The organism is Amycolatopsis sp. cmx-4-61, from assembly GCF_046548775.1.
In the GTDB taxonomy this organism is placed as follows: Bacteria; Actinomycetota; Actinomycetes; order Mycobacteriales; family Pseudonocardiaceae; genus Amycolatopsis.
The window spans coordinates 214503-239550 of sequence record NZ_JAEBEI010000001.1; the positions used below are offsets into that span (position 1 = coordinate 214503).

Here is a 25048-nt window from a genome sequence, read left to right on the forward strand (position 1 = left end):
ATCCCCGACGACGTACGGGAATCGATCCTAGTCGCGACCGGCTCACTGGTACTGCGGCTGCGGCGGCGAAGCCGGCCCCAGCGACGGCTCCACCCAGTGGTGGTAGCTGTTCTGCCAGGACCCGCTGGTGCGGATCTGGTCCAGCACGGCGTTGACGAACTTGACCATGTCCTCGTTGTCCTTCGGCACGCCGATGCCGTAGTTCTCCTGGGTGAACTGGTCGCCGACCACCTGCAGCGTCGGGTCCTGCGCGGCCATCCCGGCGAGGATGGTGTCGTCGGTCGACACCGCCTGGACCTGGCCCTGCTGGAGCATCACCAGGCAGTCCGACCAGTTGTCCACCGAAACCGCCACCGGCTTCGCCGGGTCCGTCGCGATCTTCGCCAGCGACGTCGACTTCTTCGCCGCGCACACCTTCTTGCCGCTCAGGTCGGCCAGCTTCGTCGCCTTCGACTCCTTCGTGACCAGCAACCGCTGCCCGGCGACGTAGTACACGGAGGAGAACTGGACGTCCTTCTTGCGCGCGCAGGTGATGCTGTAGGTCCGGACCACGATGTCGACCTGGTGCTGCACCAGCACGTCCTGGCGCTGCGACGAGGTGATCGCGCGGAACTGGACGCGGCCTTCGGGCGAGCCGAAGATCGAGCGGGCGATCTCGTTGACGAGATCGATGTCGAAGCCCTCCAGGTTGCCCGAGGTGGGGTTGCGGAAGCCGAACAGGTAGGTCGTCTGGTCGACGCCGGCGATGAGCTTGCCGCGTTCCTTGATCTTGGCCATGGTCGAGCCGCTGGGGATGGCGGTGCCCTTGTCCGGCGCCAGGCTCGCCAGCGGGTTGCAGCTGGTGTCGCTGCCGCCGCCCGCGGCCGCGTCCGGGCCGCCGACGTGCGCGGGCTGCGGCCAGGCCGCGTCGCCGACCGGGGCCGGGTCGACCGGTTTCCCGGGGCTGCCGCAGGACGCCGCCAGCAGCGCGACGACCGCCAGCACGCCCGCCCGGACCGTGATGCCCCGCCTGTTCACCGGTACTCCCTCAGTCGCTCCCGGATTCCCATGGTGACACCCGCGGCGGCCACGAGGGCCAGCACGGCGAGGCCGGGCGCGAGGAGCGTCAGCGCGCGGTCGCCGTTGTGGGTGTCGTCGAGGAACTCCTGCCTGCCGACGTCGATGGCGGCCTGGAGGCTGTCGTCGAGCTGCCGGAACGCCGGCGCGGAGCCGTCGGCCTTGTCTTCGAGCACGGCGAAGTCGACGGCCTCCTGGTACTGGCCGGCGTCGTCCTGGGCGCGGACTTCCTTGTGCGCCTTGAGCCAGTCCTTCGCGGCCTTCTCGGCGTCGGCGACCTTCGCGACGCCGGCGCCGTCCTTGATCAGCCCGCGGGCTTCGCCGAGCAGGCCGCCCTGGCCGTCCGGGCCGACGAGCCGGGCCGCGTTCGTGCCGAAGTCCTTCTCGTACGCCGCGCCGTCGCCGCGGGCGACCAGCGTCAGCGTTTCGTCCGCGCGGGCCTGCAGCGCGGCGATCCGCGCCCGGACCAGCACGTCGACGCGGTGCGAGCCGTCGTCCTGGCCGCTGCCGACCAGGCTGCCCTGCACGATCAGCGCGACCGCGCCCCACAGCAGCGAGACGACGACGGCGGCCGTCGCGACGACGAGCCCGACGTTGAGCAGCCGGTTGGTGCGCCGGGTCAGGTAGACCTGGGCCGCGATCAGCGCGGCCAGCAGGGCCACCACGAGGATCGTGGCGAGCCAGGGAAAGCCGGTGGCGCTGTCCTGCTCCTCGACCAGCCGCTCGGTGTCGACGCGGTAGAGGTCCTGCGCGGCCGGGAGGATCTTCGCCCGCATCAGCTCGGACGCCTCGCGCAGGTAGGACGCGCCGACCGGGTAGCCGAGCCGGTTGTTCGCCCGTGCCGTTTCGATGAGCCCGGTGTAGACGGGCAGCGACTGGTTGAGGACGTCGACCGGGCCGGCCGCGTCGGCGACGTCCGTGGCGTCGGACGCGGCCTTGGCGAGCGCGGCGCCGGCTTCGGCGACGTCCCGCTCGTAGCGCTGGCGGAGTTCGGGGGGCTCGGTGCCGATGGAGAGGAACGCGCTCGCGGCGGTCGCGTCGGCGTCGGAGAGCGAGCGGTAGACCTGCTGCGCCGCGGCGGCGAGGGGCTCGCGGTGGTCGATGACGCCGCTGATCGTGTCGTCGCGGTCCTGCACCGAAAGCGTCGCGGCCAGCCCGGAGACCAGCGAAAGCAGCACCAGCCCCACGGCGATCACGGTGAGCCTGCCGGGCGTGGTCGCGGCGGACCGGACGACCGCGCGGACGCCCTGTCCGGGCAGGTCGAGCAGCCCCAGCAGGCCGCTGCGGCCCGCGGCGCGGTCGTGGCCGTCCGGTGGCGACGGTGGGGGTCCGGGCGCGGGCGCCGCCGGCCCCGGGGCCGTCGCAGTGCTGGTCATCCCCGAGTTCCTCCCCCTGCCATCCGGGGTATCACCACCCGGAGCCCCCGAAAAGATCGCTGTGAGCCGTACCCGCAGAAGGTAGCCGAGTCGCCGCGTGCGCAGCCACCGACACCGCCCGCTGTCATCAGCACGTGATCTGCGCGGATGTGGTCCTGGGCACACGCATGATCAGGTCCGGACCTCCGGCGGCGCGCGCCGGTGGCCGTCTTCAGCGTGGGCGAAGCTGCCGTCCGTCCACCTGACCGGGTGAACGCCTGGCGGGTGCGCCACCGACCGTCCACATTGGATCATTCGGTCGGCAGGGCCCTCGGTGAGCTCGAGCGTCAGCCTCGGATGGCGGGGGCGAGCGAGTGCGGGAGCACGGCACCGGGGTCCGGCGGGCGCCGGACCACCACCTCGACGTCGTCGGCGAAGCGGTACGGCTTGGCGCCGAGGATGCCGCCGAAGTGCCGGCGCAGCCGGGACATCTCGGCGCGGACGGTGACCGTGCGGCCGGCGTCGCCGAACAGGTCGGCCGACAGCTCCGACGCGGACCGGCCGTCACGGTGGCTGGCCAGGACGTACAGCACCTCGGCGTGGCGTGGGCTGAGCCGGTGCGTCCAGGTCCCGGCCGCACTGGCCACGGTGAGCTCGGGCTCGCGCGGCGACCGGACGTCGAGCACGACGCGGGTGGGCGGGGCGGCCTCGTTGCCGGTCAGCCGGAGCAGCCAGCCGCCGGGGACGGGCTCGGCCGTGCAGCCGCCGTACGTCGGCAGGCGGACCCGGCCGGGGCCGAGCCCGGTGGGCAGCGCGACCCGGTCGACCGGCGGGAGCCCGGCGGCCGCGGCGACCCAGCCGTGTTCGTCCACCACCATCGCGCGCTCGCCGACCTTCGCGAGGACCGGGACGGCGAAGCCGCGCAGCCGTTCGAGCTCGGCGAGGTGGGTGGTGCGCAGTTGCGCCTCGGCGAGCCGCGTCACGGCGTCGACCAGCGCCAACGTGGTCGCGTGGACGGTCGAGGCCGGCCCCGAGAGGTCGACGACGCCGAGCAGCCTGCCGTCGCGCGGGTCGTGCAGCGGCGCGGCCGCGCACGTCCAGGAGTGCTGGGCGCGGACGTAGTGCTCGGCGGAGTAGACCTGCACCGGGCTGCGCGCTACGAGCGCGGTGCCGATCGCGTTGGTGCCGACGGATTCTTCCTGCCAGTCGACGCCTTCGATGAACCCGAGCCGGTCGGCGCGGCGGCGGACCGCGGCGCTGCCGTCACGCCAGAGGACGGCGCCACCGGCGTCGGCGATGACCATGATGTGCGCGGCCTGCTCGGCGAGGCTGATCAGGCCGCCGCGCAGGACCGGCAGCGCTTCGGCCAGCCCGCTGGCGCGGCGGCGTGCTTCCAGCTGTTCGAAGGTCAGGACGGGCGCGGCGGCCCGGCTGTCCGGGTCCAGGCCCAGGCGGCGCATGCGCTGCCAGGACGCGCCGATGACCGGCCGCAGCCGGCTGGGCAGCACCTGGCCGTTCAGGGCCGCTTCGTGCACCTGCGCGAGGACACGGGCGTGCCGCCGGGGATCCACCCCCGCCGGCAACGCCGCCTCGAGGTCTCGCTGCCCCAACCGCCGCTCCTTGTGCTGTACCTCCTGGGAGTCTGCCGTTTCGGCCGGATGATCGGTAGGTGGCGCACGTCGCGGTTCGCCGCGGTTCGTCCTGGGGTCGTCGTGCTGTTCGTCCTGGGTTCGTTCGCTCAGTAAGAGACGTAGACGTCGGTCTCCGGCTCGACGGCGGCGGGTTTCGGCGCGGAAACCGACATTTCGACGAGCTCCGCGACTTCGGCGTCGATGGCGTCGAGGACGTGTTCGCGCAGCTCACCGCTGTCGGTGACGCGGGCGCGGAACCGCTGGAGGCAGTCGTCGGCGTACCGCGGGAAGCCGGCCTCGATCAGCGTCGGGCCGCCACCGCGACGCGCCCGGCCGACCGCTTCCCCGGCTGCTTCGTGCACGGCGAAGAAGTCGGATCCGTCGACGACGATCCCCGGCACGCCGAGCCCGGCCACCCGATCGGCGTAACCGGCGTTCTCCGTGACGAAGATGGCGGGCAGGTGCCAGGCCGACGCGAGGTTCAGCGCCTCCAGCGTCGTCCCCGGGCCGTCGCCGAGGAAGGCCACGCCGACCCCGCCGGTTTCCTGCTGTTTCGCGGCGACCGCGGCTCCGCAGATGAGCAGCGGGACGCCGCCGAGCGTGTCCGTCGCGACCAGTCGCTGTTCGCGGATCTCGGCGATGACGGCCCGGACGTCGACGCCCTTCGCGATGCGCTGACCGTGCCGGCGGTGGGTGCCGGCGATCGCGTCGCGCCCGTCGAGGTGGAGGCAGACGCCCGCGGCCAAGGCCTCCTCGCCGCCGTACGGGTGGTCGCCGGTCGGGCGTACTCGCTCTTCGACGGCCCGGATGGTCCGCATCACGCGGTACGCACCCCGGAGGGCGTCCGTCATCTCCGGCGCTCCTTCCCGAGATCGGTTTCCGTGCGCAGGAGCCCTTTTCGCGCGGCCTCCGCCATCGCCGCCCGGACGTCGACGACCCACGGTCCTTCCGGCTTGAGCTCGACGAACGCGCTCTCCCCGGTTTTCAGCTCCAGTTCCCGCTCGCCGTCGAGCGCGATGACCCCGCCGGCTGCGGCCAGCTCGACGCGCACGCCGGGCCGCAGCAGCCCCCAGCCGCGCACGCCGACCGGGCGCACGAGCCCGGGCGCGATCGGCGCGTGCACGACGTACGGCGTCTCCCCCACCGGCCCGAGCTGCAGCGCGACGCCGTCCGGGCTCGACCGCGGGCTGGGACAAAGCTGGCCTGGAACGCTCGAGAGGCCGATACCGTCCGGTTCGGCGAAGGTGCAGTACAGCTCGGTGAGCGACGACGGGTCCCACAGCGCCCGTGCCCCGATGTGCCTGCTCAGCGACACGCAGACGTCCACGAGCGCGATCTCGCGGCGTGCTTTCGTGACGACTTCGAGCACGTTGACGCGGTGCGTGACGAGGTCGGGATCGATCTGCCCGGTGGCGATCAGCCCGGCGGCGAGTCCGGCCACGGTCGCCTCCCGCACCTGCGGGAACGCGTTGTTGGTGCCGGTGGAGAGAGCGAGCAGCGGCACGTCTTCGCAGGCCGCGGCGGCGACCCGGGCGGTCCCGTCCCCGCCGAGGACGACGATGACACCGGCGCCGGCCTCGACCATCCGCCGCACCGCGTTCGTCGTGTCGGCCGCGGTGCCGGTGAGGGGATCGTCCTCGCAGAAGTCGACTTTCGGCCAGGAGCCGCCCCGGCCGAGGGCGCGCAGGACCGCGGCCGAGATCCCGCCGAGGTCGGTCGAGACGAGGGCGCGGTCGAGCCCGGTGACGGCGAACGCGGCCAGGAGCCGCTGGACCATGTTCGCCTTTTCCGCGGTGGGGAACACCGACGCCTGCGCGACCAGCCGGCGGATGTCCCGCCCCGATGCGGGGTTCGCGACGATCCCCGCCACCGTTTCGCCCACCTGACCTCCCGTTCTGTCACCGGAGAACAGGAGACTCCGCAATCGGGCGGAGGGGAAGGGTTGCAGGGCGTTGCAGTGTGGGCACGGAAACGGCCCAAGCGACGTAGATCACAACTTGCGTCTCACAATGTGATCTTCAGTGGACTGTCCAACGTGGAAGCGCCAGTTCCCACCGGGACGCGATCCCGGCGAACGCCTACGGGACCAGGTCGGCGACGCCCACGTAGGTGAAGCCCGCTTCCGCGACCGCGGCCCGGACGTCGCCTTCCACCAGCGCGGTCCCGGCCCGCACGACCACCCGGCCGGCGGCGACGTCGACGTCCACTTCGGCCACTCCGGGCAGCGCCGCGATTTCTTCGGTCACCGACTGGGCGCAGTGCCCGCAGCTCATCCCGGAAACGGTGTATCCGTGCTCGATCATGGTGCGCAGCGTACGAAAAGGGCCGCCACCCCAACCGGGTGACGGCCCTTTCCCAAGATCAAAGTCAGATCACGGTGACCGACGTGGCCTGCGGGCCCTTCTGGCCCTGGCCGATCTCGAACTCGACGCGAGCGTTCTCTTCCAGGCTCTTGAAGCCGTTACCCTGGATCTCGCTGTAGTGAACGAAGACGTCGCCGCCACCGTTGTCGGGGGTGATGAAGCCGAACCCCTTCTCGGAGTTGAACCACTTCACAGTGCCCTGAGTCATAAAAAAATCTCCATGTGTAACACCAAAAAAACAGGAAGCCACTTCGGCGACCCGGGTCAGCACCCGGACGGTTTGCTTCCTCGGTGAGGAGACACTACGCCCGCTGGATCTTGCGAGCGTGACTCAACACGAACACAAAAATCGAGACCTTAAGTAGTAAAGCACATCTCGACCAGGGTGGACAAGCGGTCTTCACCCGGGCGGGGTGAGCTATTCGCCACTCGCCGGGCGCAGTCCCTCGCTCGCGAACGGCGAACGCCAGGTCGCGTCCAGGTCCGCAGCCACCACAGCGTCGTCGTGAGCTTCTGCGCTGGCGCTGAACAGCACCGGTACGACGCCAGAGGCCTTCCCCGCCGGTTCGGATGCGCGCTGGTGATCGGTCACGTCGAAACTCCCCTCGTTCCCTGCCCGCTTCGGCGCGGGTCATGACCGTGATGGTGCCAGGTGGCACCGACAGAAACCGGTTGTCTCCCGCCGGGAGCCGGCCGGGAAGGTTCAGCGGCGAACCACCACCGGAACACCGTCAGGCTACCCGAGCCAACGCCCTGCTACCACACGACATTCCCAGCTTTTCCGGAACGAAACAGAGCAAAACCGTTACTGGGCGGGCGGTTGCGGGCGCGCTTGGCCGAGCAGGGCGGAAAGCCGCACGTCCGGGGTCACGACGTCGGGATCCGTGCGCACGTCGATGACGCACGGCCGCTGCCGCACCAGAGCGCTCGCGATGATGGGCTCGAGCTCTTCACGATCGTCCACGGTGTACCCGGCCGCGCCCAGTCCACGCGCCCACGAAGCGAAGTCGGTCAGCGGGATGGAGACCCCGGTGAGCCGGCCGTACGTGCGGGCCTGGTGCATCGCGAGCGCGCCGTGGACGCCGTTCTGGAAGACGACCACCATCACGGGCGCCCGGTACCGGACGGCTGTTTCGATCTCCTGGCCGGTCATGAGCGTCCCGGCGTCCCCGACCATGGCCACGACGGTCCGCCGCGGCTCGGTCAGTTTCGCCGCCACGGCGGCCGGCACGGCGTACCCCATCGCGGCGTTGCTCGGGCCGAGCTGGCTGCGCGGGGCCGTGAAGCACCAGTAGCGGTGCATGAACTGCGCGAAGTTGCCCGCGTCGCTGGTCACGATGGTGTCTTCGGGCGCCAGCTTCCGCAGCGCCCGGACGACGTCGACGGGGTGCACCCGCGTGTTCGCGCTGGTGTCGGGCGGGGTCATGAAGGTGTGGACGGCCGCGTTCGCCGCCGAAGCCCGCCGCGTCCGCGGCGCCGCCACCTCCCGCAGCTCCCGCAGGAACGGCTCGACCTCGGAGTCGACGCGGAAGGTGAGCCCCCGCCGCTTCGGGCTGACATCGATGCCGGTGCCGACCATGACCAGCGTCTGCTGCGCGGTCGGGTAGCGGTAGGCCTGGGTGGTCACCTCGTCCAGCTGGGTGCCGAGCGCGAGCACCAGGTCCGCGCGCTCAAGGGCGTCCAGCTGCCGGGCCGGGATGCCGAGCCCGAGGTGACCGGCGTAGCGGGCGTGGTTTTCCGGGAAGGCGTCCTGCCGCCGGAAGGCGTTGTAGACGGGCAGCGCGAGTTCGTCGGCGACGGCGATCAGTTCGTCCCGCGCCGACCGCGCCCGGCCCCCGACGATGACCACCGGGTACTTCGCCTCGTCCACCAGCTGTGCCACGGCATCCGCCGAACGGCCCAGCGTCCCGGACGCCGGCGGCCGCACCCGCGCCATCGGTTTCGCCGCGTCGTAGGGCATCCCCCAGATGTCGCAGGGCACGCCGAGCACGACCGGCCCCGGTCGTCCTTCCTGCGACGTCGTCAGTGCGTGCGCCAGCAACCCCGGCAGCCCGTCCGGGTCGGTCACCCGCAATGTCGACTTGGCGATCGACTCGAACATGGCCGTGAGGTCGGAAGTCGGCAGCTCGCCCGAGGACAGCGGCACCGGCTCGGTCGGCGGCGTCTCCAGCAGCACGACCATCGGCGTCTCGTCCTGGTACGCCGTTTGGACGCCGATGGCCAGGCTCGCCGCGCTCGGCCCCCGGCTGGCGAGCAGCACGGCGGGACGTTCGGTGAGCTTCCCCTCGGCCTCCGCCATGAACGCCGCGCCGGCGTCGTGACGCGCCGAGACCAGGGTGATCTCGCGCTCCCGTTGCAGGGCGTCGAGCAGTTCCAGGAACGACTCACCGACCACCGCGTACACGCGGCGGACACGCGCCTCGGTCAGGATCCGCACGGCCGTCTGGGCGACGGTCGCTCCCAGTTGGTATCTAATGAGGAGAGCTTAGGCGGGCACCGTTCAGTGCAGTCAAGTGATCTTCACCGAAACCGGACAAGGATACGCCGAATGTCCGCTTTGACCGACTGCGAGCCGATCAAGGGAGCGAGGACCACCAACTTGGCCGCCACCGAACATGAAACTGTTTTTACTTACGGCGCACCGGCGTTGAAGTACGGCACCGGCGCCAGCGACGAGATCGGCTACGACCTCACCCAGTACGGCGCCCACCGCGTGCTCGTCGTGACGGACCCGCAGGTGGCCGCCACGGGCTGGCCCCGCCGCATCGCCGACGGCATCGCGGGCTACGGCATCGAGACCGAGATCTTCGACGGCGTACACGTCGAGCCCACCGATGTCAGCATGCAGAAGGCGGTTGACTTCGCCCGCGGAACGGGTCCGTACGACGCGTTCGTCGCCGTCGGCGGCGGGTCCGCCATCGACACCGCCAAGGCCGCGAACCTCCTGACGAGCAACGACGGCGACCTGATGGACTACGTCAACGCGCCCGTCGGCGGCGGCCGCGCCCCGGACCGCCCGCTGAAGCCGCTGGTCGCGGTGCCCACCACCACCGGCACCGGTTCCGAGAGCACCACCGTCTGCGTCCTGGACGTGTTGTCGCTGCGCGTCAAGAGCGGGATCAGCCACCTGCGGCTACGCCCGACTCTGGCCGTCGTCGACCCGCGGCTCACCGTCAGCCAGCCGCCCGGCGTGACAGCCGCCAGCGGCATGGACATCCTCTGCCACGCCGCGGAGAGCTACACCGCCAAGCCGTACACCGACTTCGAGCGCAAGCGCCCGGAGCAGCGCGTGCCGTACTGCGGCTCGAACCCGCTGGCCGACATGTTCGCCGAGCAGTCGCTGCGCCTGCTGTCGTGGGCCCTCCCGGCGGCCGTGCGCGACGGTTCCGACCTCAAGGCCCGCGAGGCCATGGCCCTGGCCGCCACGTTCGCCGGCCTCGGCTTCGGCAACGCCGGCGTGCACATCCCGCACGCGAACGCCTACCCGATCGCCGGCCAGGTGAGAGATTTCCACCCGGACGGCTACCCAGGCGAAGAACCCATGGTCCCGCACGGCATGGCGGTGTCGCTGACCGCGCCCGCCGCGTTCCGCTTCACCTTCGACGCGGCACCGGACCGCCACCTGCGCGTCGCACGCCTGCTGGCGCCCGACTTCGAGTGGCCCGGCGACTTCGCCGACCACCTGCCCGCGGTGCTGATCGACCTGATGCGCCGGATCGGCATCCCGGACGGCATCGGCGCCGTCGGCTACACGGAGTCCGATGTGGACACCCTGGTCGAGGGAACCCTCAAGCAGCAGCGGTTGCTGGCCACCGCACCGCGCGAGGCGTCCACGGAAGACCTGTCGGCCATCCTGCGCGAGTCGGTGTCCCTGTGGTGAACGGGTACCCCCACTGGCAGACGATTCCGTTGCGCTGGAAGGACAACGACGTCTACGGACACGTCAACAACGTCGTCCACTACTCGCTGATGGACACCGTGATCAACACGTGGCTCATCGAGCAAGGCGGCCTCGACATCGAAGCCGGGGCGGTGATCGGGCTGTGCGTCGAGTCGCATTGCGGGTATCACTCATCGGTGTCCTTTCCTGGTTCGTTGAAGGTCGGCTTGCGGGTGGCTCACCTCGGTAAGTCCAGCGTCCGCTACGAGATCGGGATGTATGCCGCCGACGAGACATTGGTCGCGGAAGGACACTTCGTGCACGTCTTCGTGGACCGCGAGTCTCGCCGGCCGACACCGGTCGCCGGTAAGCTGCGCGAGGCGCTGGAGGCGCTGCAACCTGGATGACGTGCACCGCAGCCGTACCACCTCCTTGTCTGGCGGCGCCCGATCCGTGCTGTGTTTCTCCTGTACCTCCGATGATGCACGACGCCACCGACAACTTCGGCCGACCGGCCGAAGTTGTCCACAGGCACCCCGCACATCGGCGAGTTGTCCACAGATTCGTCTCGAGGGGTTCCGCGCCCCTCGACGGCGATAAGCTGAAGGCACATCAGAGAGAGGTCCACAGTGGACGAGCTGTTGCCTCGCCGGATCGGCCAGTAACACGGATGGCGACCTAGGCGTCAGTCCGGTTGCGGCGGCAGAGTGGTGAGCCGACAGCTCGAGAGCGGTCCCGGACCGTAGCCGGCAGGCGTCCCTGCGACGGTCACGGCACCCGAGCACGAAGTGGACCGAAACAGTGGTCGCGCGTCCGCTCCCGGCAGACGCCCCGGGGGTGAACGCGCCACTGCCCGCATGCGCCCTGGTGAAGAGTGCGGTCGCCGTCGGAAGACGTTCCGCCGGCGATCGCACCACCGCCCACAGCAGGACAGGTGGAGTTTGCGGACCCGCCGCCGGAAGGCGTCCCGCCGACGGCCCGCACCCCCACCACAGGAAGCCGCCGCCCGATACTGGGCGGCGGTGGCTTACACCGGCTGAAGTGGCGGTTTCCGGTCAGCGACCGGTAACGGGTGAAGACGGCGCGCCGCCCAGGAAAGGCAGCGCCTCCTTGCCGTCAAGCAGAGCAGCGAGAGAAAGGAGGATGCCCGCGCTACCGGTCTTGACGTCCATCGAGAGGCGCAGCAGCCCGTGGCCCGGAAACGCAAGGCCGCCCTTGTACGGCACCGCGTACCAGGCGAGCCACGCCAAGTGCTCGTCGATCGCCTCGCGGATGGGCTGTACCGCGTCCGGATTCGCGGCCAGGGCGACCGCGATTCCGCACCGGCCGTTGAGCAACCCCGGGTGCGTGACGAACTCGCCCAGGCACGACTCGCGCAGCGCAGAGAGGCTCTCGCCGACCTCCGCATCCGGGCGGTGCCGCGCCAGCTGTTCGGCGACGAGCAGAATCCCGGCGCTGCCGACACCGGCGTAGGGCAACGTGCGCGCGGCGCCGTCGCGTACCTGCAGGGATCCGTCGTCGGCCTCGACGCATTCTTCGAGGTCACGGCACAGCGCCTGGTCGGCAAAGGAAAGCCAGGCCGGCTCGCCAGTGCGCTCGAACAGCCGCACGAACAGCAGCGCCGGCCCGGACCAGCCGGACAGCAAGCCGGCGCGCGCGGAGTTCCCCGGCGGCGCCGCGGTCTCCAGCGCCTCGGCGAGCCGGACGGCCGTGGTCAGCGCCTGGCGGCCGAACTCGTTGTCCTGGCGGACGGTCGCAAAGTGCAGCAAGGTCAGCCCGATACCGGCCAGACCGCTCTCCAGGGAGTGGTCGGTGGTCTGCTCGACGAGCCTCGCGGACGACGTCAGCAGCCTGCCCGCCACATCGCGGTACCCGAAGTTCTCCAGCACGTACGCGATACCGGCGCTGCCGTCGTAGAAGCCCGGCCGGTTCGGCGGGTCACGACGGACTGCTTCGATCAGCCAGCGTTCGTGCTCCGGAAAGCGACCGGCGCCGGCGACGTCCAGGGCGTGCAGGACGCCCGCGGCACCGACCCCGAAACAGGCGCCGCCAACTTGAAACTGCTCGACGTCGCCAGGGAACAGCCGGTCCTGGCGTGTGGGGGTCGCGCTGGCGAGGATCGCCTCGGTGATCTGCTTGCGGACCAGTGACCAGTCCGGTTTGCCGTGGTCGAGGTCCGTGTGGGCCGGTGCCGGCTCCGCGGGGTCATCACGCGGAGCCAGCACCGCGACTGCGGCGTCGGCGTACCCCTCGGGCAGCGGGAACCGGCGTTCGACGAAGTCGGCGATCGGACGCAGCTTCGCTGAAACGAGTTCTGCGAGCGGTGTGAGCGGCAGGAAGATCCACAGTCGCAGTGCGGCGATCGCGTACTCGTCGATGTCGAAGCCGATGCGGTCGGCCGGCGCGCGGAAACCGGGCGTGCCCGGTGCCGGGCGGTCACCGGACTCGGCGTCGAATGCCGTCCCGAAGTCGGTCAGCGAAATCCGGTCGTGGTTGTCCTCGTCGATCACGATGTTCAGCGGCTGCAGGTCACCCACGACGATGCCGCGAGCGTGGACTTCCGCGATCGTCTTATCCAGTCCCGCGACGATGTCTAGCGCTCGTCGCGCATACGCCGCGAGGTCGGCGGCCGTCGCGCTGCGCCTGGTCAGCGGGTGGTTGCGGGTCAGCCAGTCAGCCAGCGGAATACCTGGCATGCGTTCCATGGCCAAGTAGCGGCGTTCCGCGACGGTGAACTCCTCGAAGACACGCGGCACTCCCGGGGCGCCGATGAGCTTACCCAGAATCTCGTGCTCACGGCGGAGCCGTTCGACGGCGTCGGTCCCTGCCTCGTCCAGACCTGCGTGCGGACGGGCCTCCTTCAGGACGACCTGGTCACCTCCCGCTTTGGGGTCGGCGAGGTAGCTGCCACCGCCGTTCGAGACGTGCAGTGGCTTCACCAGCCGATAGGGGAACTGTGCCTGGGCGGCTCCCCTGCTCGCGGCAAGGCTGCTGTGCAAACAGGTCGGGATCTGTACCCAGTCGGGCACCGAAAACAACGGCCCCCGCTTCTGGGGCACCAGTCTGCCGTCCGGCTTGCGGATCGCCGGGACTCGGTGGCCGTTGTGTTCGACCCACTGCTCGGCGAATCCGCCGTAGCGCACGTGAAGGGGTCCATCGCCGTAGCGCAAGGCGCTCGGAATACCAGAGCCGCGCTCACCTTCGAGCCGCGCTGACAGGGCTGTGAGTGCGCGTTCGAGCTCGATGTGGTCGGCCGGGTAAATGGTCGCCGGCTGCAGCCCGTCGATGTCGGGCGAGTATTTCGAGTTCCACGTGAGTAACGCTGATCGCGAGCGCACGTACCGATAAGCGATCTGGTGTTCGGTACACCATTCACTCACGTGCGTGAGCACCCGGCCCGCATTGTCCAGACCGGCGGAAACGTGGATCTGCCAGCCTTGAGCCGGAACGACACGGCCTTCGGGGCACATCGCGCGCCAGGCTCCGCGGTCGGTGGCACTCCAGTCCGCGGGCGGCGCCGGGAGCGCCGTCGCAAAATCTTCGACCGGCGCGGCATTCTCCTGCTGTTCGTCGTAGAACAACGGGTCGGCGAAGCAAAACGCTTCGTAGCGCAGGTCCATCGAGATTCCCCTCCGTGCGAACCCAGGGCACACGGCCCCGGACGAGAATATTCCCCCACGCCGGACAGCTCTGGGCCAATCCGCCAACCCGGCGGTTCAACTGGGCTATCCGAGGTAGGGAAAAAGGACGTCTACCGCCCAGTAGACGAACTCAGGGTGATTTTGTCCAGTCCGACCACCACACCATAGTGTTGTAACATGAAGATCTTTCCCGCGTTTCCGCAGGTCCACCGACAAACCTGGCACGATAGCGCGTCGAATTGGCAGAATGCCATCAAGTCTCAGCTCGTGATCAATTTTCATGATCGACGCCATCTCCGTGAGTCGCTTTGACCCCCTGGAACCACCTGGGTGGTCTGCGCCACGCCCGTGGCACCTCGCCGGACGGGCCCGGCGGTACCACGGAGTAAGTTGACGACCGGCGGACCGGAAGGAGGAACGGGTGATCTTCGGATTCGCCGTGACGGTCGCCGTGGCTGCCACGGTCGTCGCGCTCTGGAGCTTCGTCCAGTCGGCTCGCAACCGGCTTCCGGACAACCCGCTCCTCGTCGCGCTCGCGGTCATCGAGCTGCTGTTAGTCGTGCAGCTGGTGATCGGGATCGTCCTGCTCGCCGGCGGTGACCGGCCCGGCAGCCTGGCCACCTACCTGGCCTACCTGATCGGCTGCCTGGTCGTGCTGCCCGTCGGCGCCGCCTGGGCGCTGGCCGAGCGGAGCCGGTCGAGCACCGCCGTGCTCGGCATCGCCTGCCTGGCCATCCCGGTGATGGTGCTGCGACTGAACGAGGTGTGGAGTGGAGCAACAGCGTAGGACGGCCAGCGGCCCCGGACGGGTGCTCGTCGCCGTGTACGCGATCTTCGCGCTGGCCGCGACGTCGCGGGCCGGCGTCCAGATCGGCACGAAGTTCCACGAAGCCCCGCTCGCCTACCTGCTCTCGGCGTTCGCCGCCGTCGTCTACATCGTCGCGACGATCGCGCTGGCCCGGCGCGGTGACGGCTGGTGGCGCGTGGCCCTCGTCGCCTGCTCGATCGAGCTGCTGGGCGTGCTGACCATCGGCACGCTGAGCCTCGTCGACTCCGCCGCGTTCCGGCACCCGACCGTCTGGTCCGTCTACGGCGAGGGCTACCTCTTCATCCCGCTGGTGCTGCCGGTCATCGGGCTGTACTGGCTGCGGAAGACCGCGCCCGCGAAGATCGCCGCCTGACCGCCGGTCCCCACGGACAGCCGGCGCGCGCACCGCGGGAACAGTACGGGAACTGCACGTAGCCCACTCCGGGAAATAAATACGGAACCGTCCGGCGACTTTCGTCGGTTCCGGACATTCGCCGTGAACTCGGACAATCTTCGAGTTCGGTCCCCACCGGCTTTCCCCACGCGGTTCTCCTGCCGCGTGAAAAGGAGTGAGCGTGAAATTCGGCAAGTTCGTCCTGCTGGCCGCGAGCACCGCACTGGCCGTCGTCGGCCTCGGCGGTCCGGCGGCCGCCGACAGCACCCCGCAGGCCCAGCCGTCGATCATCGGCGGCAGCACCGCCACCAGCGGCCCCTGGGCCGCCCGGCTGTTCGTCAACGGTCAGCAGAACTGCACCGCGACGATCATCGCCCCGCAGTACATCCTCACCGCCAAGCACTGCGTCAGCAGCTCCGGCACCTACACCTTCCGCATCGGCAGCCTCGACCAGTCGAGCGGCGGGACGACGGCCACCGGCTCCACCATCACCCGCTACCCCGGCTCCGCCGACCTGGCGATCGTCCGCCTCACGACCTCGGTGAACGCCACCTACTCGCCGCTCGGCAACGTCGGTGACGTCTCGGTCGGCCAGAACGTCTCCGTCTACGGCTGGGGCGCGACCAGCCAGTGCGGCTCCGAGATCAACTGCCAGTCGCGGTACCTGAAGGTCGCGACCGTCCGGGTGAACTCGATCAGCTGCAGCGACTACACCGGTGGCGTCGCCGTGTGCGCGAACCGCGTCAACGGCATCACCGCCGGCGGCGACTCCGGCGGCCCGATGTTCGCCTCCGGCCGCCAGGTCGGCGTCGCGTCCACCAGCGACCGCTCGAACAACACCGCCTACACGAACATCACGCGTTATCGCAGCTGGATTTCGCAGGTGGCGGGCGTCTGATTCCGACCGGAAAGGGCCCGGCCGCGAAAGGCCGGGCCCTTTTCCGTCAGGACGTCGAAATGTCGTCGAGCTGTTCGGCGGCGGGCCGCACCGGGTAGAGGTCTCCGCCCGGCTCCACCGGCACCCGCGGCAAGGCCGTCCGCGCGGCGCGGTCACCCGCGTCCGCCGCCGCGTGCAGGACGTCCAGTGCCGCGTACGGCCGGAAGTCCAGCTCGGGGTACGGCCAGGCGGACGGCCCCTGCGTCGCGCCCGGGATCAGGAAGTCGACCGCGGCGAACAGCGTCGCCCCGCTCGGCGCCGTGTAATGCCACAAATCGACGCCGACGTGCCGGCCGATCTGCGCGAGCCGGGTCAGCGCGACCAGGTTGAACGCCGAGTAGTGCCAGCTGCGGGTCCGGCTCGTCTCCTGCGGCTGCAGGCCGCCGGCCTGGATCTGCGGCGCGATCCGGCCCGGGCCGGCGGCGCGCGCGATGGTCGCGGCCAGGTCCCGCTGCCCCGTGCCCAGCGCGAGCGAAGCGGCGAGCATGTCGTAGAAGCTGCCGTGGTTGTTCTGGGCCTTGGCCTCGTCGGTCCCGTTCTTGCTGGTGCGCAGCCAGTCGAGGAACTGCGTGTACCAGCCGGTCATGCCGGCCTGGTCGGTCTTCGTCCACCCGGGCGCGCCGGTGGCCAGGATCGCGGTGGCATCGACGACCTGGCTCAGCGTGTACGAGAACTCGATGATGCCGATGCCGCGGCCGTCCACCTTGCACGGGATGCCCTGGGCGAAGTTCATGTTCGGGTTCATCTTCGTGTCCGCGTCGAGGAACCACGTACGCAGGTCGAGGGCCGCGCGCCGGGCGTACCGCGCGTCGCCGGTGTAGTACCAGGCGAGCGCGAGCCGGTAGATCGCCGCGAACGCCTCGCCGCGGTAGGCGTGGTCGGTGATCTCGTCGACGATCGGGTTGCGCTGGCCGTCGCGCTGCACGAACGGGCAGCCCCACGGGTTTTCGGCGGTCGGCTGCGTGGTCGGCCACCAGTAGGGCGCCAGGCTGAGGTAGTCGTGCTTGTCCCCGCTGGGCGGGACCTGTTTCTTCGACGTGACGCTCCACGGCCCCGCCGTGAGGTCGGTTTTCGCGGCGGCCAGCAGGTTGTTCAACGCGGTACGGGACGTCTTCTCGCCGACGAGCGCGGCGAACTTCGAACGCAGCAGCTGATCGCCGTCGAGGACGGCGGTCTGCGGCGCGCAGACCGGCCCGATGACCGGGACGGTGCAGCCGGTGGGCCGCGACGCAGCCTCGGCCGGGGTGGCAAGGGAAGCGACGAGGCCGACGGCGGCGAGCGCAGCCACGACGGTGTGGCGGAAAACCATGTCCGCTCCATTCACAAATATGAACAACAGACCCGTGAGTGAATGGAGAGTACGCACGTGAACACGACGGAAGCAATGCTTGCTTCACACATCCAGGCGTCAACCGGCGAAGTCGCGCGGCCGGAAGAAGGCAATGAGCCTGGCGCTGCGGAGTGCGTCCCACGGATCCGTGGTGGCGAGCACGGCCGCGGCACCCGTCGGAAACTTGGTCTGGACCTGCCGGGTCTCTTCACCGAGACCGGCGAGGTGCAGGGTCACGTCGCTGACCCCGGGCTCGTGCGCGACGAGTGCGAGCGTGGTGACTCCGGATGGCGTCCGGCGGGCGGCGGTCAGCAACTCGGGGACGTCGGCGCCGTAGAGGTCGTCGTCGTACTCGACCAAAGGTGGGGACGGAAGTTCGCCGCTCACGCGCGCCCAGGTTTCCCGGGTGCGACGCGCGGTGGAACAGACGACCCGCTCGGGAACGTGCCCTTCCTCCGCGAGCCACCGGCCGAGCCGTGGCGCGTCACGAAGGCCGCGTGGCGCGAGGGGCCGCTCGTGGTCGGGCAGGTCGTCCGACCAGTCCGACTTCGCGTGCCGGACAACGATGAGCCACCTGGTCGCGTCCATGCCCGCCACCTTAACGGCGAAGGGCCTTCCGGACGCACGCCCGAACATGGCTGCGGATACGACTCGGGGCCGGAAGCAGATGTGCTTCCGGCCCCGAATGTGGAAATGCTGTTACCCGCGCGTGAGTGCGGTCGCCGCGTCGGCGGGGGACGCAGGCCCGTGCTGGGCCAGCGGCCCTCCGGCACCCTGGGCCAGCGGCGTGCTTCCGATCAGCTCGGTCAGCCCACCCAGCGAAAGCAGCCGGGTCACGTCGGGCACGCCGTTCAGCGTCGGCGCGTGCGTCGGGAGGAGACCGCTGGCGCTCGGCAACAGCCCACCCACCAGCGGAAGCCCCGCCGGCGCGGCCGTACCGCGGCCACGGACCGGCGCCGCGACGGGCTGAGCCAGCTGCGCCGCCTGGGGGACGGCCTGCAGACCGGTGACCCTGGTGCCCGCCTCCGGGTTGACGTGGTCAGGGGAGATGGTCCGGGCGTCGACCGGCGCGACCGTCGGCAGCCCTTGCTGCGTGTCGGCCGCCGGCGTCAGCGGCAGAGCGGCCGGGAGCGCAGGCAGTTCGGTGGCCGCGAGCTCACTGCCCACCGGCGCGTTGAGGTTGTACTCGGGCTGCTCGCCGTCAGCCTCGGCGCTGGGTGCGACGTACTGCTGCAGCAGCTGCAGCGGCACCGCGTGCAGGACCGGCGCGAGGACACCGGCAGTGGTGGCCTGCTGCACCGCGGGCAGGACCGGCGAAAGGATCTGACCCGGCTGCTGGACGTCCGCGGCCGTCGGGGGGTGCACCGTCTTGAGGTCCGCGGTGACGCCGTTGACGGTGTCCGCGAAGTTGTGCATGCCGGGGTTCGTGGAGAGCTGCCCGAGGACGGCGTCGGTGACACCGGGAACGATGGACTCGGCGGAGGCGACGCCGGAGCCGACCGCCAGCAGGCCACCGCTGGCCAGCGCGACCTGCAGGATTCGCTTCGTCTGGATACGCATGACAAATACTCCTTCGATCAACATCAATAAGGCAATAGAATGGTTTGCGGATACCGATTCGGTGCCGCCGGAAATGCAAGGAAGATGATTTGCCGGGTGAGATTTCTCCGGCAGGTTCCCGCGCGCGTCGGCGAAATACCGACGTGGCCAGAAGGCCGCAGGACGTCAGTCCGGCGTGACGCCGGGCTGGATTTCCGCCGCTGTCACGGCGTGGCATTGCACGCGAGTCCAACGGCGCGAGGACTGCAGACGCGCCACCTGAGGACGAGGCTGCACGACATCACCGCAGCCGCGATCGTGCCCGCCGGCGAATCCGGCACCGGCCGGGATCACGCATGACTGCAAGCCCGATCGTCCGCCGGCCCCGCCCACACCCTGGTCGGAACCAAGGTCGACGTCCGGCTGACCGCCGATCGAAGTCGTGGTTTTGCGAAGCTGAGTACCGGCGGCGGAGTCGGCTGATGTGTCTCGCGAGTCGGTGTTCGCCGGTGCAGGCAGGGCGTCGTGCGGCTCCGCGGTGACGGAATCGACGGTCGCGCTTCCGACGGACGCGAGAGGACTTTCGGGCGGCGCGAAGAAATCCTTCAGTTCGGTCAGGCGGCCGAGCGTGAGAACGGTGGCCGGAACTGCCGTCACCTTGCGGATTGCGCGGGTATCCAACACATCGGGCAAGAGGGGCGTGCGAGTGACCGCTTCAGACAGGCCGCGCACACGCGCCAGGGCAGGCGTTGCTACGTCGTTGACGCGCTCTGCCGCGCCCAGCTGCGGCAGCAAGGAAGGCTTCGGGTCGCCGATGGCCGACACGACCGTCTGAACGCCCGACCCGATCGGCTCGTCCGCGGCGTCGGTGAGAGTGCTCGCTGACGCCGTAGCCATCAGCCACGCGACGGCGGAGACAGCGGCAGCGCCGCCGATCACGACCAGCGCACGAATCAGGGCTCGACCGGCATGGATCATGCCGTCTTCCCGCCCTGTCCGATTCATCACGCTCGCGATCCCGCCTGCTCATCGATTCTCTACGTCGTCGGCGATCATCCCGACTCGCCCGCTCCACCATAACCACACCCCCATTCCCCGAGCACGCAATACCCACTCTCAGGCCCGATCCAGGTCGAATCCGCCCGATTCGACGGCGACGACGAAGCCGTCGACCAGCGGAAACCCGGCCGCAAGATCGCGCGGGCACTTCCCCGAATGCCGCGTCGGCAATTCACCCGATATAGCTACAACACCACCGGATTTCGCGAACGTTCGGTTACACGATCGGGGGTCTTAGGCGTGAACCGGGATCGCGGTGTGCACCCTGCCCACCGACGACCACCATCGTCGATTCCCTGTTTCGTTCTCACCCGAGGAGATCTCCATGATCAAGAAGGTCGGTCTGATCACTGCTGCCCTCGCCGCCGGCGCGTTCCTCACCGGCGGAATCGCCTCCGCCGACACCCCCGGCTACGACGGCGACAGCCACGAGAACCAGGTCGGTCTGGTCAACCTCGGCAACACCGACGTCCTGCACAACGTGAACGTCACCCCGGGCGTCTGCGGCAACGACATCAACGTCCTCGGCGTCCAGGTCCCGATCCACGACTCGCTCAACGGCATCGGCGTGCCGATCCTGTCGCCGGGCGAGCACGAGGCCGAGGGCGAAAGCCCGTACAACTGCGCCTCCAGCACGGTCGCCGACGGCGGCACCAGCCAGGGCAACTGACCCACGTGCCGGGTGGCGGGGCCCCCGCCACCCGGCAGGGTGCCCGGAGACGAGCCTTCCGCAGTTCTGCTCCACTGAGGACAGACGTCAGCCAGTTCCGGTCGACCGGAACAGGCTGACCTGGGCTTTTGGTGGGCCGCCTGGGGCTCGAACCCAGAACCTACGGATTAAAAGTCCGCAGCTCTACCAATTGAGCTAACGGCCCGCGCCATCAGTCTAGCCAGGCCCCCGCCTGCCTCTCGCACGCCGGGTGCGGCTGACGCGCAAGCGAAGGTCAAGACCGGTCCTCCGCCGGTCGGGTCGGCCATGATGCCTCATGCCTGGATCCCTGCTGATCCTCACGGGCCGCTCAGTGCGACGCGTTGGAACTCACCGCCGTCGAGCCACTGAAGTGGATGCACGCCGCAGACTGTTGACGCAGTACGCCGGGCGCGCGGTCGGCGGCCTTCGCCCTCTGAACGGACGCGCGGGGCCCGGAGACCCCGCGCGTCACGTCGTCAGCACTGGACGACCAGGCCCGTGTAAGCCGTGCACTTCTTCGACGCCTTGTCGTTGGCCGCTTCCGGGTCGGCCGGCGTGCTCGCCGCCCGCTCCGCCGTGGCCGTGAACGCGCCCCACGCGAAGAAACCGCCCTCCGAGGAGAACTTCGCCGTGGCCGACGCACCCGGGGCCAGGGTGCCGATCGCGCACGTCAACACCGCGCCCGAGCGGGTGCAGCCGGTCGTCGAGACGATCGTGCGGCCCGTGCCCGGGTTCGCCGTCACGCGGACGCCGGTCGCGGTGGCCGGGCCCGTGTTCGACACCTTGACCACGTAGTCGACCCGGGCGACCAGGCCGATGCGCGGAGTGGCGGTCAGCGCCAACTTGACGTCGGCCTCGTCCGGCGGCGCGATCGTGACGACCGGGCCGTCTTCCACGCCGAACGCGTAGTTGTCGCCGGCGAACTGGTGCTGGAGCGTGAACCGGCCCGGCTCGACGTCGTCCTTGACGCGCAGGGTGAACGTCACCGTCCGGCTCTCGCCCGCGCCCAGGTCGCCCACCCCGCCGCGGAAGCTGCTCAGGTACGGCGTGCACGGCGCGATCGCCCCGGTGCAGGAGACCAGGTCCACCACGTCGGCGATCGGCTTCTCCTTCACGTAGAGCGCCGCCTTCGCGCCCGTGACCGTGAAGTCAGTCGGGTTGTTCAGCTGCTCGGTGACCGTGACCGTGGCGCCCGCCCGCACGGTGGTGGCGCTGACGTCGATCGCGCTCGCGGGCGGGGCCGCGGAAGCGACGGCCGGGGCCGCGCACAGGACCGCCGTCGTCAGGGCGGCCAGAACAGCGGTTCTTCGTCCGGTTCGCTGCATGTTCGTGATCTCCTGGTTCCGAACCGAGGGGTGCCGCTCCGACCGGTGAAACTGGCGTGCGCAGCAGGGGTGACGAAGATCAGATCGGCGCACTCCAAGATTCGTTACCGGGTTCGCCAAACCGTGCTTGAACTGGGGTTTTGCCGCGGTTGCCCGGTCACTGACCGCCGAAGCGACCCGAAATTGTCGGACCCCTGTGGGACGCTCCGCGCATGACCGAACACAGCACGCCGGTGGTGTCTCCGCTCCGCCTGACCGGCCCCAGAACCGACCCGGCGCCGATCGCGGACGAGCGCCGAGCGCTCACCGAGAGCCTCGAGTACTACCGGCGCACCTTCGAGCTGAAGTGCGCCGGTTTGGACCCGGCGCAGCTGTCCGAACGCTCGGTACCACCGTCCACATTGACCCTGCACGGGCTGCTGCGGCACCTCACCGGCTGCGAACGCTGGTGGTTCCGCATCCAGTTCACCGGCGAGGACGTTCCGAACCTCTATTACTCCGACGACGACCCGGAGCAGGACTTCACGGACCTGGGCGGCGACGTCGAGGAGGCGTTCTCGTTGTGGCACGCCGAAGGCGCGCGCTCACGCGAGATCGTCGAGGCCAGCTCGCTGGAGCAGACCGGCACCCGCCGCAGCACCGGCGAACCGTTCACCCTGCGCTGGCTGATGTTGCGCATGATCGGCGAGTACGCGCGGCACATCGGCCAGGCCGACCTGATCCGTGAGCGGATCGACGGCGCGACCGGCGAATGACGGCTCAGGCGCCGGCCGTCCGGCGGCGGAAACGGGAAAGGAGGTTCACCACGAGCGGGACGACGATCCAGCACGCGTAGGCCCAGCGCGTCAAGAAGGCGACCGGGATCGAGACGGCGAACGCGGCGATCATCACGCTGATCCCGCGGTAGACCGCGCCGAACAGCTCCGGCGGGGTGTCCGCGCGGTGGAGGTGGTTCCGCTGGATCTGCCAGGCCATGAGGAGGAACAGCGTCAGCGCGACGAGCTGCACGGCGGCGTAGAAGACGAAGCGGAATTCGAACGCTCCGTCTTCGGCGATCACCTTGGTCGCGAACGGCATGATCACCTGCATCAGGAGCCAGCCGAAGGTGAGCCGGGCGAGCCCGCCGCCGAGCGTGGTGACGTAGTTGAACAGGCGGTGGTGGGCGCGCCAGTGGCTGCCGATGACGACGAAGCTGATCAGGAAGGAGAGGTATTCGGGCCGGTGATGACCGAGTGACCGCAGCAGTTCGGCGCTGGTGGCGCCCTCCGGCAGCGGCAGCTCGAGCGCGAGCAGCGTGATCGCGATGGCGACGACGGCGTCCGAGAAGAAGGTCAGCCGCTCGGCGGCGATACCCCGGGGTTCGTCACTGACGGTGTCCTCCGTGGACGGGACGCTGGTCATGGCCGATGAGCGTGCCAGACGCGGCGGCGCGGCCGTCGCCGAGGTCGCGTGCGTGCGATGCTGACGGCATGACCGTCGACCCCGATTCCGGACTGCTGTCCCCGGTGCGGGCCGGTACGCCGGCCGAAGCGTCGACCGGAGACGAGGCCTGGCTGCGCGCGATGCTCGACGCCGAGGCGGCGCTCGCGAGGGCGCAGGCGAAGCTCGGGACGGTGCCGCCGGAGGCCGCGGACGCGATCACGGAGGCCGCGGGCAGCGTGCGGATCGACGTCGTCGAGCTGGCGCGCGGGGCGCGGGCGACCGCGAACCCGGTGGTCGGCCTGGTGAAGGCGCTGACGTCAGCCGTCGGCGAGCTCGCGCCGGACGCCGCCGAGTACGTGCACCGCGGCTCGACCAGCCAGGACATCTTCGACACCGCGATGATGCTGGTCGCCGCCCGGACGCTGCGTCCGCTCGCCGACGACCTCGACGCCACCGCCGAGGCGCTGGCCGCGCTGGCCCGCGCGCACCGGGACACGACCATGGCCGGGCGGACGCTGACGGCACACGCGGTGCCGACGACGTTCGGGCTGAAGGTCGCGGGCTGGCGTCAGTTGGTGCTGGACGCGGCCGTGCGTGTCCGGCGCGTGCTCGACGGCGGGCTGCCGGTCTCGCTGGGCGGCGCGGCCGGAACGCTGGCGGCGTACGTCGAGTACGCGCGCCTCTCGGACGAGCCGGCGGGCCGGGACGTGGGCGGCTACGTGGAACGGCTGACCGCGGCGTTCGCCGAGGAGACCGGGCTGGCGGCACCCGTGCTGCCGTGGCACTCGGTGCGGACGCCGGTGGCCGACCTCGCCGGCGCGCTCGCGTTCACCGCGGGAGCGCTGGGGAAGCTGGCCGTCGACGTCGAGACGCTCAGCCGGACCGAGCTGGGCGAGGTCGCCGAACCGGCCGCCGACGGGCGGGGCGGTTCCTCGGCGATGCCGCACAAGCGGAACCCGGTGCTCGCGACGCTGATCCGGTCGGCGGCGCTGCAGGTGCCCGTGCTGGCCGCGGGGGTCACGCAGTCGATGCTGGCCGAGGACGAACGCTCAGCCGGGGTGTGGCACGCCGAGTGGCAGCTGGTGCGCGAGTGCCTGCGGCTGACCGGGGGTGCCGCGCACACGGCCGCCGAGCTGGCGCGCGGGCTCACCGCGGAGCCCGCGCGGATGCGGGCGAACCTGGGGTCGACGCACGGGCTGATCGTCTCCGAGCGGTTGTCCGCCGTGCTCGCGCCGCTGCTCGGCAAGGCGAAGGCGAAGGAGCTGCTGGGGGAGGCGTCCCGACGGGCGGTGCAGGAGGACAGGCCGCTCCGGGAGGTGCTGGACGAGCTGCCCGCCATCACCGGCACGCTGACGCCGGCGGCGCTGGACGAGCTGCTCGACCCCGCCGCGTACACCGGCGCGGCGGCCGCCCTGGTCGACCGCGCCCTCGGCACGGGCGGCGCCGTTGGGAGCCGCAGCAGCAACGCGAGCAGCAGCGACGCGAGCAGCAGGGCCACGAGCAACGGCGGCTCGGAGTAGCGGAGTCCGGCAGGGCGCGGCCGGCGCCTGCGGCTCAAGCGCACCGGTCGAGGCGGCGCTCGGTCGTGCCTGGCGGCGACGACACTGCCGCCCGGCC

24 protein-coding genes and 1 tRNA gene are annotated in these 25048 nt (G+C 70.4%); 8 read left to right on the top strand and 17 right to left on the bottom strand.

The genetic code is table 11. From position 1 onward, the window contains the following. Positions 1-42 precede the first annotated feature (42 nt). The 9 genes from ACLJOU_RS01110 to ACLJOU_RS01150 form a co-directional block, all read right to left on the bottom strand. Complete coding sequence (locus tag ACLJOU_RS01110) at positions 43-1017, bottom strand: glutamate ABC transporter substrate-binding protein (protein WP_410562124.1); 975 nt, start codon at positions 1015-1017, stop codon at positions 43-45. Continuing rightward, positions 1014-2432 carry a hypothetical protein gene (locus ACLJOU_RS01115; RefSeq protein WP_410562126.1) on the bottom strand — a complete coding sequence of 473 codons (1419 nt, stop codon included), beginning with the start codon at positions 2430-2432 and terminating at the stop codon, positions 1014-1016. The genes ACLJOU_RS01110 and ACLJOU_RS01115 overlap by 4 nt, the downstream gene beginning before the upstream one ends. 326 nt (positions 2433-2758) lie before the next feature. Further along, complete coding sequence (locus tag ACLJOU_RS01120) at positions 2759-4021, bottom strand: GAF domain-containing protein (RefSeq protein WP_410562129.1); 1263 nt, start codon at positions 4019-4021, stop codon at positions 2759-2761. A gap of 128 nt (positions 4022-4149) precedes the next feature. Then, positions 4150-4893, bottom strand: coding sequence for a thiamine pyrophosphate-dependent enzyme (locus ACLJOU_RS01125; protein ID WP_410562130.1), 744 nt, complete (start codon positions 4891-4893; stop codon positions 4150-4152). Continuing rightward, a complete protein-coding gene (locus ACLJOU_RS01130; protein ID WP_410562132.1) occupies positions 4890-5924 on the bottom strand; it encodes an ATP-NAD kinase family protein in 1035 nt (344 codons plus the stop codon). The genes ACLJOU_RS01125 and ACLJOU_RS01130 overlap by 4 nt, the downstream gene beginning before the upstream one ends. 196 nt (positions 5925-6120) lie before the next feature. Next, entirely contained in the window at positions 6121-6345 is a 225-nt protein-coding gene (locus ACLJOU_RS01135; protein ID WP_410562134.1) for a heavy-metal-associated domain-containing protein, read from the bottom strand. Between the two features lie 64 nt (positions 6346-6409). Further along, a complete protein-coding gene (locus ACLJOU_RS01140; protein ID WP_013222289.1) occupies positions 6410-6613 on the bottom strand; it encodes a cold-shock protein in 204 nt (67 codons plus the stop codon). Positions 6614-6823: 210 nt separating this feature from the next. Then, complete coding sequence (locus tag ACLJOU_RS01145) at positions 6824-6997, bottom strand: hypothetical protein (RefSeq protein WP_410562136.1); 174 nt, start codon at positions 6995-6997, stop codon at positions 6824-6826. 213 nt (positions 6998-7210) lie between these two features. Continuing rightward, complete coding sequence (locus ACLJOU_RS01150; protein ID WP_410564648.1) at positions 7211-8869, bottom strand: thiamine pyrophosphate-binding protein; 1659 nt, start codon at positions 8867-8869, stop codon at positions 7211-7213. An 84-nt stretch (positions 8870-8953) separates the two neighbouring features. On the opposite strand from ACLJOU_RS01150, the gene ACLJOU_RS01155 reads away from it, so the two are divergent. Then, on the top strand, positions 8954-10285 hold the full coding sequence (locus ACLJOU_RS01155) for a hydroxyacid-oxoacid transhydrogenase (protein ID WP_410562138.1): 1332 nt from the start codon (positions 8954-8956) through the stop codon (positions 10283-10285). Beyond that, positions 10279-10692 (top strand): acyl-CoA thioesterase, encoded by a 414-nt coding sequence (locus ACLJOU_RS01160; RefSeq protein ID WP_410562140.1) that lies wholly within the window; start codon positions 10279-10281, stop codon positions 10690-10692. The genes ACLJOU_RS01155 and ACLJOU_RS01160 overlap by 7 nt, the downstream gene beginning before the upstream one ends. Positions 10693-11340: 648 nt before the next feature. On the opposite strand, the gene lanKC is transcribed toward ACLJOU_RS01160, so the two are convergent. Then, complete coding sequence (gene lanKC, locus ACLJOU_RS01165) at positions 11341-13905, bottom strand: class III lanthionine synthetase LanKC (protein WP_410562142.1); 2565 nt, start codon at positions 13903-13905, stop codon at positions 11341-11343. A 442-nt stretch (positions 13906-14347) separates the two neighbouring features. On the opposite strand from lanKC, the gene ACLJOU_RS01170 reads away from it, so the two are divergent. The 3 genes from ACLJOU_RS01170 (at position 14348) to ACLJOU_RS01180 (ending at position 16026) form a co-directional block, all read left to right on the top strand. Continuing rightward, a complete protein-coding gene (locus tag ACLJOU_RS01170) occupies positions 14348-14713 on the top strand; it encodes a hypothetical protein (protein ID WP_410562145.1) in 366 nt (121 codons plus the stop codon). A 22-nt stretch (positions 14714-14735) separates the two neighbouring features. Then, positions 14736-15107, top strand: a complete 372-nt coding sequence (locus ACLJOU_RS01175; protein WP_410564649.1) for a hypothetical protein — start codon at positions 14736-14738, stop codon at positions 15105-15107. Between the two features lie 202 nt (positions 15108-15309). Continuing rightward, positions 15310-16026: a S1 family peptidase gene (locus tag ACLJOU_RS01180; protein WP_176173555.1), complete on the top strand. Its 717-nt coding sequence runs from the start codon at positions 15310-15312 to the stop codon at positions 16024-16026. Between the two features lie 46 nt (positions 16027-16072). Here ACLJOU_RS01180 and ACLJOU_RS01185 read toward each other — a convergent pair whose 3' ends face one another. The 4 genes from ACLJOU_RS01185 to ACLJOU_RS01200 all read right to left on the bottom strand — a co-directional run bounded on the left by ACLJOU_RS01185 (position 16073) and on the right by ACLJOU_RS01200 (position 19912). Next, on the bottom strand, positions 16073-17374 hold the full coding sequence (locus ACLJOU_RS01185; protein ID WP_410562148.1) for an alginate lyase family protein: 1302 nt from the start codon (positions 17372-17374) through the stop codon (positions 16073-16075). A 99-nt stretch (positions 17375-17473) separates the two neighbouring features. After that, positions 17474-17983 carry a SixA phosphatase family protein gene (locus tag ACLJOU_RS01190; RefSeq protein ID WP_410562150.1) on the bottom strand — a complete coding sequence of 170 codons (510 nt, stop codon included), beginning with the start codon at positions 17981-17983 and terminating at the stop codon, positions 17474-17476. Positions 17984-18094: 111 nt separating this feature from the next. Next, positions 18095-18955 (bottom strand): hypothetical protein, encoded by an 861-nt coding sequence (locus ACLJOU_RS01195; RefSeq protein WP_410562151.1) that lies wholly within the window; start codon positions 18953-18955, stop codon positions 18095-18097. A 165-nt stretch (positions 18956-19120) separates the two neighbouring features. Beyond that, positions 19121-19912, bottom strand: coding sequence for a hypothetical protein (locus tag ACLJOU_RS01200; RefSeq protein WP_410562153.1), 792 nt, complete (start codon positions 19910-19912; stop codon positions 19121-19123). A 406-nt stretch (positions 19913-20318) separates the two neighbouring features. Here ACLJOU_RS01200 and ACLJOU_RS01205 point away from each other — a divergent pair, with 406 nt between their 5' ends. After that, a complete protein-coding gene (locus ACLJOU_RS01205; RefSeq protein WP_410562155.1) occupies positions 20319-20663 on the top strand; it encodes a hypothetical protein in 345 nt (114 codons plus the stop codon). Positions 20664-20792: 129 nt separating this feature from the next. Here ACLJOU_RS01205 and ACLJOU_RS01210 read toward each other — a convergent pair. Continuing rightward, a tRNA-Lys gene (locus ACLJOU_RS01210) sits at positions 20793-20868 on the bottom strand. Positions 20869-21160: 292 nt separating this feature from the next. Next, positions 21161-22009, bottom strand: a complete 849-nt coding sequence (locus tag ACLJOU_RS01215) for a hypothetical protein (RefSeq protein WP_410562157.1) — start codon at positions 22007-22009, stop codon at positions 21161-21163. A gap of 212 nt (positions 22010-22221) precedes the next feature. Between ACLJOU_RS01215 and ACLJOU_RS01220 the strand changes: the two genes are divergently transcribed. Beyond that, positions 22222-22764: a DinB family protein gene (locus tag ACLJOU_RS01220; RefSeq protein ID WP_410562160.1), complete on the top strand. Its 543-nt coding sequence runs from the start codon at positions 22222-22224 to the stop codon at positions 22762-22764. A 4-nt stretch (positions 22765-22768) separates the two neighbouring features. Here ACLJOU_RS01220 and ACLJOU_RS01225 read toward each other — a convergent pair whose 3' ends face one another. Continuing rightward, the gene (locus ACLJOU_RS01225) at positions 22769-23410 is read right to left on the bottom strand and encodes a TMEM175 family protein (RefSeq protein ID WP_410562162.1); all 642 of its coding nucleotides are present in this window, start codon (positions 23408-23410) and stop codon (positions 22769-22771) included. Positions 23411-23478: 68 nt separating this feature from the next. Between ACLJOU_RS01225 and pcaB the strand changes: the two genes are divergently transcribed. Continuing rightward, positions 23479-24951, top strand: coding sequence for a 3-carboxy-cis,cis-muconate cycloisomerase (gene pcaB, locus ACLJOU_RS01230; protein WP_410562165.1), 1473 nt, complete (start codon positions 23479-23481; stop codon positions 24949-24951). Positions 24952-25048 lie beyond the last annotated feature (97 nt).

Excerpts from the sequence above, each read along its gene's own strand:
- ACLJOU_RS01205 (WP_410562155.1), top strand. The coding sequence starts at position 20,319 with ATGATCAAGAAGGTCGGTCTGATCACTGCTGCCCTCGCCGCCGGCGCG.
- ACLJOU_RS01155 (WP_410562138.1), top strand. The coding sequence starts at position 8,954 with ATGTCCGCTTTGACCGACTGCGAGCCGATCAAGGGAGCGAGGACCACC.
- ACLJOU_RS01190 (WP_410562150.1), bottom strand. The coding sequence starts at position 17,983 with ATGGACGCGACCAGGTGGCTCATCGTTGTCCGGCACGCGAAGTCGGAC.
- ACLJOU_RS01225 (WP_410562162.1), bottom strand. The coding sequence starts at position 23,410 with ATGACCAGCGTCCCGTCCACGGAGGACACCGTCAGTGACGAACCCCGG.
- pcaB (WP_410562165.1), top strand. The coding sequence starts at position 23,479 with ATGACCGTCGACCCCGATTCCGGACTGCTGTCCCCGGTGCGGGCCGGT.
- ACLJOU_RS01135 (WP_410562134.1), bottom strand. The coding sequence starts at position 6,345 with ATGATCGAGCACGGATACACCGTTTCCGGGATGAGCTGCGGGCACTGC.
- ACLJOU_RS01200 (WP_410562153.1), bottom strand. The coding sequence starts at position 19,912 with ATGATCCATGCCGGTCGAGCCCTGATTCGTGCGCTGGTCGTGATCGGC.
- ACLJOU_RS01215 (WP_410562157.1), bottom strand. The coding sequence starts at position 22,009 with ATGCAGCGAACCGGACGAAGAACCGCTGTTCTGGCCGCCCTGACGACG.
- ACLJOU_RS01185 (WP_410562148.1), bottom strand. The coding sequence starts at position 17,374 with ATGGTTTTCCGCCACACCGTCGTGGCTGCGCTCGCCGCCGTCGGCCTC.
- ACLJOU_RS01125 (WP_410562130.1), bottom strand. The coding sequence starts at position 4,893 with ATGACGGACGCCCTCCGGGGTGCGTACCGCGTGATGCGGACCATCCGG.
- ACLJOU_RS01220 (WP_410562160.1), top strand. The coding sequence starts at position 22,222 with ATGACCGAACACAGCACGCCGGTGGTGTCTCCGCTCCGCCTGACCGGC.
- lanKC (WP_410562142.1), bottom strand. The coding sequence starts at position 13,905 with ATGGACCTGCGCTACGAAGCGTTTTGCTTCGCCGACCCGTTGTTCTAC.
- ACLJOU_RS01195 (WP_410562151.1), bottom strand. The coding sequence starts at position 18,955 with ATGCGTATCCAGACGAAGCGAATCCTGCAGGTCGCGCTGGCCAGCGGT.
- ACLJOU_RS01140 (WP_013222289.1), bottom strand. The coding sequence starts at position 6,613 with ATGACTCAGGGCACTGTGAAGTGGTTCAACTCCGAGAAGGGGTTCGGC.
- ACLJOU_RS01115 (WP_410562126.1), bottom strand. The coding sequence starts at position 2,432 with ATGACCAGCACTGCGACGGCCCCGGGGCCGGCGGCGCCCGCGCCCGGA.